The following is a 12,527-nucleotide window of genomic DNA, read 5'->3' as shown; positions in this document are numbered from 1 at the left end:
CGTAGTGGCTGCCATGAGAAAGCTGGTGCAGATTGCCTACGGGGTAATCAAACACCAGAAGGAATATACCCCGCAAGTCGCCTAGAGAAGGCTTGCAGGGTATGGAGAGAGACGGTATCTACGGCAGCTTTCGCGTGTTGCATGTTGCGTGAAGCGTGATGCAGCCGCAGAGCGGCCCCCAAAAAAAGCCCCGGCAAAGTGCCAGGGCAAGGGGTAAGCCGGTTTTACCGGCAGACTCAGCGTTGGTTAAAGCTGTTCGGCATGCTCTTCCTTGACCCGGAACCAGGCGGCGTACAGTGCCGGCAGGAACAACAGGGTCAGGCCGGTGGCGACAATCAGGCCACCCATGATGGCCACCGCCATGGGGCCGAAGAACACGCTGCGTGACAGCGGAATCATGGCCAGCACCGCCGTCAGTGCGGTGAGCACGATGGGCCGGAAACGGCGCACGGTGGATTCGATAATCGCATCCCATGCCGTCAGCCCCTGCTCCATATCCTGGCCAATCTGATCCACCAGAATCACCGCATTACGCATGATCATGCCGGCGAGGGCGATGGTGCCGAGCATGGCCACAAAGCCAAACGGCTTCTGCAGCAACAACAGGAAGAAGGTCACCCCGATCAGCCCCAGTGGCGCGGTCACAAATACCATCAGTGACAACGGCATGCTGCGCAGCTGTAGCATCAACAGGGTGAGCACCACCAGCACGAACAACGGCATGCCGGCATTCACGGATTGCTGGCCGCGCGCAGACTCTTCCACCGTGCCACCCACTTCCAGCAAGTAACCCGGCGGCAAGGCCTCTTTTACGTCTGCCAGCGTCGGCATGATCTGGTTGACCAGGGTGGCTGGCAATTCATCGTCAACGATATCCGCACGCACCGTCACCGTGGGCAGACGATCACGGTGCCAGATGATGCCTTCCTCGAAACCGTATTCCAGGGTGGCAATCTGGTTCAGCGGCACGCGGCCATTGGCGGTCTGTACGGCAAGGTTACCCAGCAATCCCAGCGCATGTCGTTCCTGGCGATCGCCGCGCACTTCCACGTTGATCAGTTCGTTGTCTTCCCGGTACTGACTCACCGCCACACCGGACAACGAGGCCTGCAGGGCAATGGACAGATCCTGGGTGGTAATGCCCAGGGTACGGGCACGATCCTGGTCCACATTCAACCGCACCACCTTGCTGGGCTCTTCCCAGTCCAGATGGACATTGAGGGTATGTGGATTGGCGCGAACTTTTTCCGCCACCTGTCTGGCCAGTGCACGGACTTCCGGTATGTGTTCACCGGATACCCGAAACTGCAGCGGATAACCCACTGGCGGGCCATTTTCCAGGCGGGATACACGGCTACGGACGGTGGGGAATTCTTCCGCCAGCACACCAATCAGCCAGCGCCGGATCTCTTCACGCTCTTCCACATTGCGGGACAGAATCACGAACTGAGCCTGGGAGGCCGCCGGCAACTTCTGGTCCAGCGACAGGTAAAACCGCGGTGATCCGCTACCCATGTAGCCCACGTAATTTTCGATCAGTTCGTTATCCGCCAGTCGGCTTTCCAGCCGCAGCGCCAGCTCCTGGGTGGCATTCAGTGACGCCCCCTCTTCCAGCTTGAGGTCCACCATCAGTTCCAGACGGTTGGACGCCGGGAAGAACTGCTGCGGCACATACTTGAACAGGAAGATGGAGAAAACGAACAGCCCCACCGTCATGGCAATCACGGTCTTGCGGTAGCGCACGCACCATTCCACCCAGACCCGGAACTTGCGATAGAACGGCTTCTGGTAAGGGTCGTGCAAATCACCGTTGGATTTGTGTTTGGTCAGATTCGGCAACAGCTTGTCGCCCAGGTAGGGCACGAACACTACCGCGGCAATCCAGGAAGCCAACAGGGAAATGGTCACCACCTGGAAGATGGAGCGAGTGTATTCCCCGGTGCTGGATTCGGCCGTGGCAATGGGCAAGAAGCCTGCCGCTGTGATCAGGGTGCCGGTGAGCATGGGGAACGCGGTACTGGTCCAGGCAAACCCTGCCGCCTTGATACGACTCAGCCCCTGCTCCATCTTGATGGCCATCATTTCCACCGCGATGATGGCATCGTCCACCATCAGGCCCAGCGCCAATACCAGCGCGCCCAGGGAAATCTTGTGCAGGCCGATATCGAAATACTTCATGCCGGCAAAGGTCATCGCCAGCACCAGCGGAATGGACAACGCCACCACCATGCCGGTGCGCCAGCCCAGTGAGAAGAAGCTCACCAGCAACACGATGATCAAGGCTTCGATAAGCACCTGAACAAATTCCCCCACCCCGGCTTCCACCGCGGCAGGCTGGTCGGATACCTTGCGCAGCTCCATGCCCAGAGGCAGGCTTTTCTGCAATTCGGCGAAGGCCTTGTCCAGGTTTTCACCGAGCTTGAGGATGTCGCCACCGTCTTTCATGGCCACCGCGATGCCGATGGCATTGTCGCCCATGAAGCGCATGCGCGGCTGGGCCGGATCACTGAAGCCACGGAACACTTCCGCGATGTCCTGCAGACGCAGGGTGCGATTCTCCACCTGAATGGGGAAGTTGCGGATATCTTCCACGCTGGTGAATTCACCGGACACGCGAATACGTACCCGGTCGGTGGGGGTTTCGAAGAAGCCCGCATCGGCTACCGCATTCTGGGACGCCAGCGCCTCCTGCACGGTGATCAACGGCACACCAAGAGAGGCCAGCTTGGTGTTGGAAATTTCGATCCAGATCTTCTCGTCCTGCAGACCAATCAACTCCACCTTGCCCACATCCTGCACTCGCTGCAGCGCCAGCTGCAGGCGGTCGGCGTAGTCCTTCATGATGGCGTAGTCGAAACCTTCACCGGACAACGCATAGATGTTGCCGAAGGTGGTGCCAAATTCATCGTTGAAGAACGGCCCCTGGGCATCCCGGGGCAGAGTGTGGCGAATATCGCCCACTTTCTTGCGCACCTGATACCAGAGATCACCAATTTCCACCGAGCGCATTTCATCCCGGGCCATAAACATGACCACCGACTGGCCGGGGCGCGAGTAGGACTGGATGCGCTGGAAGTCACCGGTTTCCATCAATTTCTTTTCGATACGCTCGGTGATCTGCCGGGAGACTTCTTCGGCACTGGCACCGGGCCAGAAGGTATTGATGGTCATCACCTTGAAGGTGAACGGCGGATCCTCACTCTGGGACAGGTTGGCATAGGACACCGCACCGATGGCCGCCAGCAACAGCATGGCGTAAAGCACCAGGGCACGGTTTCGCAGCGCCCATTCAGACAGATTGAATGACATGGGGCGCTCCTTATTCCGGTTGCGCAGCGGGCTTGTCAGTCTGGCCAGCCACGTCCGCTGCGGTCAGCTCAACCTGACGGTTCTGCCGATCCACCGGAATGACTTTCTGCCCTTCGCGTACCAGGTGGGTACCTGCCGCCACCACCCAGTCACTGGCATGCAGACCAGACAACACCGGAACGACCTGCTCCTGATAGGGGCCCACTTCCACGGCGGTCTTTTTCAGGGTGTGTGTTGCCGGATCAACTACCCAGACATAGGTGTCTTCCTGCTCCGCAGTGAGCGCCGACAGGGGGATGCTCAGCGCCTGGCTATCGCCGCCACTGGCGAAAACCCGGGCGGACTGTCCCAGCTCGGCGCCTACCGGATCGTTATCAAAGGCCACCCGTGCCTCAAAGGTACGGGAACGGGGATCCGCCGCCGGGGACAACTCGCGGATCTTGCCAACAAACACCTGACCGGGACGGGACCATAGCTCAATGCCCACCTGCATGCCGATCTTGAACCGGCCCACATCCTGCTCGGGCAAATCGATACGTACTTCGCGATCACCATCCACAGCCAACACAAATACCGGCTGACCGGGAGACACCACCTGACCAGCTTCCGCCAGACGCTGGGCCACCACGCCATCGCGGGGGGCTTTCAACGCAGCATATTCGGCCTGATTGCGGGCCACATTGAGATTGGCACGGGCCTGACGCAGCAGGGCTTCGCTGGCGTCGAAACGGCTTTCCACCGCATCAAACTGGGAGCGGCTGATCACCTGACGCTCCTGCAGTTCGCGATAACGATCCAGCTCGCTCTTGGCCAGCTTGTGATCCGCCTGGGCAGAGGCAAACTGGGCACGGGCCGCATCCAGTTGCAGGCGTACATCGTCGGTATCCAGATGTGCCAGGGTGGCACCCTCACTGACCCGGTCGCCAACATCCACCAGACGCTCGGAAATCTTGCCGCCAATCCGGAAACCCAGCTCCGGCTCGAAACGGGCACGCACCTCGCCGGGGAACACGTCCTGACTGGCCCCCGCCGACAGCGGCTGGGTCACCAGCGCCGGGCGCGGCGTTTCATGCTGTCCGTCTTCGGGGTCAGAACACCCCTGCAAGCCAATCAGGCCGGCCACCAGGGCCGGAATTACCGTGTAACGCAACATGGCTCTCCCCTTCGTCTCCGGCTGCTTGCCGGTATGCTATACTGACCAGTATAGTAAGTTTACTAAACTGAACCGTCCAGTATTGAAAATATGAGCACACCTGGCCCTGCGGCCAATCGAGGCCGCCCCAAGGATCCCGCCAAGCGGGCCGCCATTCTCGACGCGGCCAAATGCCTGTTTCTCAGTGGCGGGTTCAGCGGCACCAGCATGGATGCCGTCGCCAAGGCAGCGGGTGTCTCCAAGCTCACCGTTTATAGCCACTTCAGCGACAAGGAAACGTTATTCTCGGCGGCCGTGGAGGCAAAATGTCACAACACCCTGCCGGAACCGTTCTTTGAACTGGATGAGACCTTGCCCATCCGGGCGAGTCTGACCCGTATCGGCCTTGCCTTTATCGAACTGATCCACAGCCCGGAAGTCATCGCCCTGGAGCGCCTCATGTGCACCATGGCCACCCAGGACACCGAGATGTCACGGCTGTTTTTCGAGGCGGGACCACAGCGCACCCTCAGCGCCATGGAAAGCCTGATTCGCAATGCCAACGACGCCAATCTGCTGGATACCCCCAACCCGCGTCATGCCGCAGAGAGCTTTTTTGCCTTGCTGCAGGGTCGCGAACACATGCGCACCCGCATCGGTATCCGCGAACCCATGACCAGCAGCGAAGCCCAACCCCACGTGGAACGGGCGGTGGATATGTTCCTGCGTGCCTTTGAGGCCCAGCGCGACAGCTGAGGCCAGCTCACGCATTCGACATACCCCATATGGGGGACGCGCTCACCCCGCGCTTTCGCTAACCTGATTTCATCGGGAACGAAAAGCAAAGGGAGCAAGCAATGAAAAAGGTACTGGGAATGGCCATCGTGCTGTCGTCACAGCTGGCGGTGGCGGATTACTCATCTTCGGTGGATAGCGACACCTGCTGGGATGGCCGCACCCCTACAGGGGGCCCCTGCATGGTGGTGGCAGATTCGAAGTGGAGCACCTACACGGAAGGCAAGTTCATCGTTACCTACAAGAATGTGTGCAACCACCGCATCTACGCGCGCTTCTGCAACGAGCGCAACTCCGGCTCGGATGACTGTGGTGCCTCTGGTATCGCCCCGGGCAACACCAAGGGCTGGAGCACCTACAAGGCCAATGGCCGCTACAGCTATAACTGGACCGGCGTGACCAAGGCCTCCAAGGACTGGGTCTGCTCCGGCAAGATAGATGGCTGGCACGACTGAATCTTGTGCTGATTTTCCTCGTTTAAACCGGCCTCCATGGCCGGTTTTTTTTGCCGCTATGCGGCCGCAACACGCCAGGGGCACACCCACGCCGGGAAATACTGTGGGAGCGTGCTTGCACGCGAAGGGCTTGAAGTCACCGACAGGATTCGCGTGCAGGCACACTCCCACAGGATGGTTCTCCCGATTTTGCCTTTGGCATGTTGCGTGAAGCGTGTTGCCTGTTGCGGCCGTTTCACCCACAAAAAAAGGGCGCCCTGAAGGCGCCCTTTTTTTGTGGGTGAAACGGCTAGATTACTCGTCGCCTTTCACATCCAGCAGCTCGATTTCGAAGATCAGCACCTGGTTCGGGCCGATGTCGCTGCCCGGGCCTGCGCCCTGCTCGCCGTAACCCAGCTCGGAGGGAACAACCACTTTCCACTTGTCGCCTTCCTTCATCATCGGCAGCACTTCCTGCCAGCCCTTGATGATCTGCTTGAGACCGAAAGTAGCCGGCTGATCACGCTCTACAGAGCTGTCGAATACGGTGCCGTCAGGCAGGGTGCCGTGGTAGTGCACTTCTACAGTGTCATCCAGAGTCGGAGATTTGGCACCGGCTTCACCGGAGGCCAGCACTTCGTACTGCAGGCCGCTGTCGGTCACGGTCACGCCGTCACGCTTGGCGTTCTCTTCCAGGAAAGCGGCGCCGGCTTCCTTGTTCTTGGCACCCGCTTCTTCCATGTCCTTCTGCTGCTGCTCCATGGCTTCCTTCATTTTTTCCTGCTGCGCTTCCATCACGCGCTGCTGGAATGCCTGCAGGGCAGCCTGCATCTCTTCTTCGTTCATCTCACCTTCAGGATTTTCCTGCAGGCCGTCCTTGAGACCAGCGATGAAAGCTTCCTTGTCCAGGACACCCAGCTGCTGCATCTGCTCGGCACTGACAAAACCCAGTGCGTAGGAGCCTTTCTGATCGTCAGTCTTCAGCTCGGCTTTTTCCTGGCCACAGGCTGCCAGCAGTACGGTACCTGCCAGCACGATTCCCAACTTCTTCATTCTGCCTCCAAATGGACTCATCTTATTGTGTGTTCATTACGCCAAACCGGCCGGATCATCATTAACGGGCCTGAATGGACATCTCTTCTGCGTCTACCCCCGGGGGCGGAATCTGGCCATACTGCCAGTTTCCCTGCGGGTCACGCCAGCGATAGAGTGTGGTTTGTTCCGATTTCTTGACCAAACCTTCCACGCCATCGTCAAACAGCTTCTCCGGCTCCTGCCAGTTTTCCTGCACATGCTGCCAGTCCAGCATCGGTTTGCCATTTTCCAGCGGCACAGTAAACAGCGCCACCGCCACAGCGGCGATCAGCACCAGCAGAATCAGAAAGTAACGCATGACGCTTTTTACCCCCTAGTAAGACAGGTCACCCCGTGAAGGTTCCCCTGTAGTGGCAAATCGCCCCACAATTTACACCACTTTGATATCAAATGGGGTACTGTGGTGCGTGTGAGCGGGATCACCCTTTTTCATGACTGAGAGTGCATCCCTTACCACGAGGGGTAGAATCATACGAAATATTTGGCAACCCACGGCATGAATAGCGCACAGAACGGAACGACAAATCGCGCATACCGCTCCCAATCGGCCACTTCCCCGGCCAGACGGACCGTTATTCTTGTTGCCAACAGCAAGGGCGGGTGTGGCAAGACCACTGTCTCTACCAACCTGGCCTGCTATTACGAAGCCCTGGGACGCCACGTTACGCTGATGGATCTCGACCCTCAGCAGTCCTCTTCGCAGTGGTTGAAGCTACGAAAAACGGACTATATCCACAGCCTTGCCTGGCCTGCCGGTGAACCCTTGTCGCTGGGTCGGTTGCAGCAGCGGCTGGATCAGTGCGGCGATGTAGTCATCATTGACTCCCCCGCCGGTCTGGATGCCCACCAGCTAGATCATCTGATGCGGCTGTCGCAGATCGTGCTGGTCCCGGTGCTGCCCAGCCCCATCGACATTCGCGCCACCACCCGCTTCCTGCAGAACGTGATGCTGACCCCCAGCTATCGGCGCCGCCCGCGCCGGCTGGCGGTGATCGCCAACCGGGTGCGCACCCGCACCCGGATGTATGAAGCCCTGCGCCAGTTCCTGGCCAGCCTGAAGATTCCCTATCTGGTGACCCTCCGCGACACCCAATCCTATGTGCAGGCTATGAGCCATGGTGAAGGCATCATGGATGCTGCCGTGTCACGGCATATGGATGACAAACAGCACTGGCGTTTGATCGGGGAATGGCTGGAAGTACAGCGGCATCTGATCCAGACCATGCCGGGATTCAGGTAAGAGACGCAACAGGTGACGCCGCACGCTTCACGCAACAGGCAACACGCGAAGGCCGCGTTGCGGCCTTTTGTGGGTACTTGCCTGCAAGCGATACAAGACTTGGCAGGAGATGAGTGTCGAGGTTCGAGTAGCGAGTGTCGAAAGGCAAAATCGTTTCTGGAATCCTTACCTCGCCCGGGCTCGGATCGCGAGCAGGCTCGTTATTCGCTACGCTCCCCCCTTCGTGACCGCACTCCGTGCGTTACTGCGCTGCGCTACGTTCCTACAGCGGCTTCGTAGAAAGGCTGAAAACCCGGGAACTATTTGGGGTTCGCCTTTCCAATCAAGCGTAGCTTGTAGCTTGTAGCTTGTAGCTTGTAGCTTGTAGCTTGTAGCTTGTAGCTGTCAGCTCCGCTCCGCCAGATCCTTCATCGCGGCGGTGAGCTTGCTCAGGTCTTCGGGTTCGATCACGAAGGGCGGCATGATGTAGACCAGCTTGCCGAACGGGCGGATCCACACGCCCTGCTCTACAAACCCTTTCTGCACCGCTTCCATGGCCACCGGCTGCTTCATTTCCATCACCCCGATGGCGCCCAGCACGCGGGTGTCGGCCACACTGTCGAACTGCTTCAGTGGCAGCAACTCTTCCTGTAACTGTTTCTCAATGGCGGCCACCCGGCCCTCCCAGCCGGAGTCCAGCAGCAACTGAATGCAGGCATTGGCCACCGCACAGGCCAGCGGGTTGCCCATAAAGGTAGGGCCGTGCATCAGCACCCCGGCTTCGCCGTCGCAGATACCCGCCGCCACGCGATCGGTACAGAGCGCCGCGGCCAGGGTCATATAGCCGCCGGTGATAGCCTTGCCCAGACAAAGGATATCGGGGCAGACATCGGCATGCTCCAGGGCAAACAGCTTGCCAGTGCGGCCGAAACCGGTGGCAATTTCATCGAAGATCAACAGCACGTTGTACTCATCGCACAGTTCACGTACCGCTTTCAGATACGCGGGGCTGTAGATGCGCATGCCACCGGCGCCCTGCACCACTGGCTCCAGAATCACCGCGGCGATTTCATCACCATGCTGCTCCAGCTTTTCACGTACCGCCTGCACATCCGCCGGATCCAGGGGACCGTCGAACGGACTTTGCGGGGCCGCTGCGAAATGATGCTGCGCCAGCACGCCACTGAACAGCGAGTGCATGCCATTGACCGGATCACAGGCCGCCATGGCCCCGAAGGTATCGCCGTGGTAACCGTTGCGAAGGGCCAGCAGCTTGTCCTTGCCCTGGTAGCCCTGGCTCAGCCAGAACTGCAGCGCCATCTTGATGGCCACTTCCACGGACACCGAACCGCTGTCGGCCAGGAACACCTTCTGTAATGGTTCAGGCGTGAGCGCCACCAGCTTCTTGCCCAACTCCACCGCCGGCTCATGGGTCAGGCCGCCAAACATGACGTGGGCCATGCGATCGATCTGATCCTTGGCCGCCTGATTCAGCACCGGATGGTTATAGCCGTGCACCGCCGCCCACCAGGACGACATGCCATCCACCAGCTCACGACCATCTTCCAGCGTCAGCCGCACGCCCTTGGCACTGGCCACCGGAAAGGTCGGTAACGGTGCAGAGGTGGAGGTATAGGGATGCCAGAGGTGGTCACGGTCGAAATCGAGATCGGTGGTCATGGGGCTGTCCGGGCGAAACGTGGAAAGGAAGAATGGCAGGGGGGCGTTCAAAATTCAAAAACGGCATGAGGGAGATACTGTAGGAGTACCTCTTGAGGTGCGAACCGAGGGCTAGCGAGTAACGAGTTTCGAGTTGCGAAAGGCAAACCTCAAAACCCTGCAACACCAGAGGTTTTGGGTTTTCGAAACTCGTTACTCGCAACTCGAAACGGATTTGTTCGCACCTCAAGAGGCACTCCTACAGTGCCACTAACTCGCCAAGAGCCTTTTGCAGCCCTTCACACTGGGCCAGCTCCGGCACCACCACCAGCATCCACGCCATGGGGTCGACCCGCACGCCCGCCGGCAGCAGGTTGTCGCACAGGGTCGGCAAGGTGGTCAGCAGCCAGCGCTCCCCTTCCAGTTCAACCTGCTGCAACTGGCGCTTGAATTCCGGCAGGCGGGTATCCTCACCAGCCTTGCGCCGCACCGCTCGTAATGGCCTCAGGTAGTCAGTCTCAAACTGCTCCGCCACCTCCGCCATGCGCCGCCCCACCAGCGTATCCGGCTGCTTGCCACACTCTGCCAGCCACAGGCCGCAGAGCAGCAGCGAGACCGGCACCTGAAAGTCGTCCTGCAATCTCAGACAGGCCTGCTCAAAGGGCTTTTCCTGCCATCGCAATAGCGCATAGCGCCACAGATCCTGCTTCACGGTATCGTCCACGGTTCCCCCAATACGGCGGCTGGCTTACACTGCGCCGGTTTCCTGTGACTCCAACTGGCTCCGAATCATGCTCTCTCTGGAACATATCAATCTGCGCCGCGGCCCTGACCTGCTACTGGAAGACGCCAGCTTTGTCCTGCACAAGGGCTGGCGCGTTGGCCTGGTAGGCCGCAACGGCACCGGCAAGAGCTCGCTGTTCAAGCTTATCATGGGGGAACTGGAGAGCGATGGCGGCAATCTGAACCGCCCCGCGGACTGGCGACTGGCGATGATGGCCCAGGAAGTGCCGGCGCTGGAGCAGGCGGCGGTGGAGTATGTACTGGATGGCCACAAGGCCCTGCGTGCCGCCCAGCACAAGCTGAGCAGTGCCGAGCAAGCCGGTGACAATCACGCCATCGCCGTGGCCCACGGCGAACTGGAAGCCCTGCACGCCTGGCAACAGCCAGCCCGTGCCGCCACCCTGCTGGCTGGCCTGGGCTTCAGTGAAACCCAGCAACAACAACCGGTGTCCAGCTTTTCCGGTGGCTGGCGCATGCGTCTCAACCTGGCCCAGGTGCTGATGAGCGACGCGGACCTGCTGCTGCTTGATGAACCCACCAACCATCTGGATCTGGATGCCATCCTCTGGTTGCAGGGTTACCTGGTGCAGCAACCCGGCGCCCTGCTGGTGATTTCCCACGACCGCGCCTTCCTGGATGCCACCATCAACCAGATTCTGCATATTGAACGCCAGCAGCTGCACCACTATAGCGGCGGTTATTCCGACTTCGAACGGCAACGTGCCGAGCAGCTGGCCCTGCAGCAGAAGATGCATGACAAGCAGCAGGCCCAGGTGGCGCATCTGCAAAAGTTCATCGCTCGCTTCAAGGCCAAGGCCAGCAAGGCCAAGCAGGCCCAGAGTCGAGTGAAGGCGCTGGAAAAGCTCGAGTTGATTGCTCCGGCCCACGTGGATTCCGGCTTCAGCTTCGATTTTCACACCCCGGAAAAACTACCCAACCCCATGGAGAACCTGGACGGGGTGCAGTGCGGTTACCAGAATGACAACGGCGACGTTGCCATCCTCAGCAATGTGAGCCTTAGCCTGCGACCGGAATCCCGCCTGGGGCTGCTGGGCCCCAACGGTGCGGGTAAATCCACCCTGGTGCGCACCCTGGTAGGCGAGCTGCCGCCCCTGGCTGGCCGCTTTGAAAAAGACAACGATCTGGTGGTGGGCTATTTCCACCAACAACAGGTGGATCGTCTCGATCATAACGACACTGCCTACCAGATGCTGTCCCGCTTCTATCCGAAGTGGAGCGAATCACAACTGCGCAGCGAACTCGGCCGCTTCGGTTTTCATGGCGATGATGTGTTCGCTCCCATTGGCCGCTTCTCCGGTGGCGAAAAGGCGCGCCTGGCCCTGGCCATGATCGTGCAACAGAAGCCCGCCCTGCTGGTACTCGATGAGCCCGCCAACCACCTGGACCTGGACATGCGTGAAGCGCTGACCATGGCGTTGCAGGCCTTTGAAGGTGCCGTGGTCATGGTCTCCCACGACCGGCATCTGCTGGAAACCACCGTGGATGAGTTCTGGCTGGTGGCCAATGGGGCGGTATCGCGCTTCGATGGTGATCTGGATGATTACGCGCGCTGGCTGCAACAGAACCGAAAGGACGGCAAACCGGCACGGGAAGAAAAAGCGGATGACGGTCTCGACGCCAAGGCCCGTCGCCAACTGGCTGCGCAAAAACGCGAGCAGCTTCGTCCGCTGAAAAAGCAGGTGGAAAAACTGGAAAAGCAGCTTGCCGACTGCGAAGCTCAGCTGGAAAAAACCGAGACAGCGTTGGGCGATGAATCCCTCTACACCGACGCCAGCCGCAAGAACGAAATGAATGGCCTGCTCGGCGACCAGGCCCGGCTGAAGAAGCAGCATGATGAACTGGAAGGTGAACTTCTGGAAGCCATGGAAGCGCTGGAAACGGCAGAGGCGGAGTTGGACTAGCAGGACTAGTCTTTTCGAGTTTCGAGTTTCGAGTTTCGAGTTTCGAGTTTCGAGTTTCGAGTTTCGAGTTTCGAGTTTCGAGTTTCGAGTTTCGAGTTTCGAGTTTCGAAAAGCAAAACCGGATTCGGCTGAAAGCTAAAGAGTTTTTTAGCTTTTGATTTTCGCAACTCGAAACTCAA

General features: G+C 59.4%; 10 protein-coding genes. 4 read left to right on the top strand and 6 right to left on the bottom strand.

The window, feature by feature from the left end; translation table 11 throughout:
* Window positions 1–246 precede the first annotated feature (246 nt).
* Both MWU49_RS13695 and MWU49_RS13690 read right to left on the bottom strand, forming a co-directional pair.
* Window positions 247–3,309, bottom strand: a complete 3,063-nt coding sequence (locus MWU49_RS13695) for an efflux RND transporter permease subunit (protein WP_246973393.1) — start codon at window positions 3,307–3,309, stop codon at window positions 247–249.
* 10 nt (window positions 3,310–3,319) lie between these two features.
* The gene (locus MWU49_RS13690; RefSeq protein WP_246973390.1) at window positions 3,320–4,462 is read right to left on the bottom strand and encodes an efflux RND transporter periplasmic adaptor subunit; all 1,143 of its coding nucleotides are present in this window, start codon (window positions 4,460–4,462) and stop codon (window positions 3,320–3,322) included.
* 90 nt (window positions 4,463–4,552) lie between these two features.
* On the opposite strand from MWU49_RS13690, the gene MWU49_RS13685 reads away from it, so the two are divergent.
* Both MWU49_RS13685 and MWU49_RS13680 read left to right on the top strand, forming a co-directional pair.
* Window positions 4,553–5,197, top strand: coding sequence for a TetR/AcrR family transcriptional regulator (locus MWU49_RS13685; protein WP_246973387.1), 645 nt, complete (start codon window positions 4,553–4,555; stop codon window positions 5,195–5,197).
* Window positions 5,198–5,298: 101 nt separating this feature from the next.
* A complete protein-coding gene (locus MWU49_RS13680; RefSeq protein WP_246973384.1) occupies window positions 5,299–5,691 on the top strand; it encodes a hypothetical protein in 393 nt (130 codons plus the stop codon).
* A 294-nt stretch (window positions 5,692–5,985) separates the two neighbouring features.
* Here the strand turns inward: MWU49_RS13680 and MWU49_RS13675 are convergent, their stop codons facing one another.
* Together MWU49_RS13675 and MWU49_RS13670 are read right to left on the bottom strand one after the other, a co-directional pair.
* Window positions 5,986–6,723 (bottom strand): FKBP-type peptidyl-prolyl cis-trans isomerase, encoded by a 738-nt coding sequence (locus MWU49_RS13675; RefSeq protein WP_246973382.1) that lies wholly within the window; start codon window positions 6,721–6,723, stop codon window positions 5,986–5,988.
* Window positions 6,724–6,784: 61 nt separating this feature from the next.
* Window positions 6,785–7,063 carry a DUF4124 domain-containing protein gene (locus MWU49_RS13670; protein WP_246973379.1) on the bottom strand — a complete coding sequence of 93 codons (279 nt, stop codon included), beginning with the start codon at window positions 7,061–7,063 and terminating at the stop codon, window positions 6,785–6,787.
* Window positions 7,064–7,261: 198 nt separating this feature from the next.
* Here MWU49_RS13670 and MWU49_RS13665 point away from each other — a divergent pair, with 198 nt between their 5' ends.
* Window positions 7,262–8,005 carry a ParA family protein gene (locus tag MWU49_RS13665; protein WP_246973377.1) on the top strand — a complete coding sequence of 248 codons (744 nt, stop codon included), beginning with the start codon at window positions 7,262–7,264 and terminating at the stop codon, window positions 8,003–8,005.
* A 384-nt stretch (window positions 8,006–8,389) separates the two neighbouring features.
* On the opposite strand, the gene bioA is transcribed toward MWU49_RS13665, so the two are convergent.
* Complete coding sequence (bioA, locus tag MWU49_RS13660) at window positions 8,390–9,664, bottom strand: adenosylmethionine--8-amino-7-oxononanoate transaminase (RefSeq protein ID WP_246973375.1); 1,275 nt, start codon at window positions 9,662–9,664, stop codon at window positions 8,390–8,392.
* A gap of 238 nt (window positions 9,665–9,902) precedes the next feature.
* Window positions 9,903–10,367 (bottom strand): TIGR02444 family protein, encoded by a 465-nt coding sequence (locus MWU49_RS13655; RefSeq protein ID WP_246973373.1) that lies wholly within the window; start codon window positions 10,365–10,367, stop codon window positions 9,903–9,905.
* Between the two features lie 67 nt (window positions 10,368–10,434).
* On the opposite strand from MWU49_RS13655, the gene MWU49_RS13650 reads away from it, so the two are divergent.
* Window positions 10,435–12,348: an ATP-binding cassette domain-containing protein gene (locus MWU49_RS13650; protein WP_246973369.1), complete on the top strand. Its 1,914-nt coding sequence runs from the start codon at window positions 10,435–10,437 to the stop codon at window positions 12,346–12,348.
* Window positions 12,349–12,527: the final 179 nt, after the last annotated feature.

The organism is Alcanivorax sp. S6407, from assembly GCF_023016115.1.
In the GTDB taxonomy this organism is placed as follows: Bacteria; Pseudomonadota; Gammaproteobacteria; order Pseudomonadales; family Alcanivoracaceae; genus Alcanivorax.
Note: the sequence above shows the minus strand (reverse complement) of the source record. Positions and strands in the feature narration are given on the sequence as shown.

Coding starts and splice junctions, on each gene's coding strand:
- MWU49_RS13695 (WP_246973393.1), bottom strand. CDS start 3,309: ATGTCATTCAATCTGTCTGAATGGGCGCTGCGAAACCGTGCCCTGGTG.
- MWU49_RS13690 (WP_246973390.1), bottom strand. CDS start 4,462: ATGTTGCGTTACACGGTAATTCCGGCCCTGGTGGCCGGCCTGATTGGC.
- MWU49_RS13685 (WP_246973387.1), top strand. CDS start 4,553: ATGAGCACACCTGGCCCTGCGGCCAATCGAGGCCGCCCCAAGGATCCC.
- MWU49_RS13680 (WP_246973384.1), top strand. CDS start 5,299: ATGAAAAAGGTACTGGGAATGGCCATCGTGCTGTCGTCACAGCTGGCG.
- MWU49_RS13675 (WP_246973382.1), bottom strand. CDS start 6,723: ATGAAGAAGTTGGGAATCGTGCTGGCAGGTACCGTACTGCTGGCAGCC.
- MWU49_RS13670 (WP_246973379.1), bottom strand. CDS start 7,063: ATGCGTTACTTTCTGATTCTGCTGGTGCTGATCGCCGCTGTGGCGGTG.
- MWU49_RS13665 (WP_246973377.1), top strand. CDS start 7,262: ATGAATAGCGCACAGAACGGAACGACAAATCGCGCATACCGCTCCCAA.
- bioA (WP_246973375.1), bottom strand. CDS start 9,664: ATGACCACCGATCTCGATTTCGACCGTGACCACCTCTGGCATCCCTAT.
- MWU49_RS13650 (WP_246973369.1), top strand. CDS start 10,435: ATGCTCTCTCTGGAACATATCAATCTGCGCCGCGGCCCTGACCTGCTA.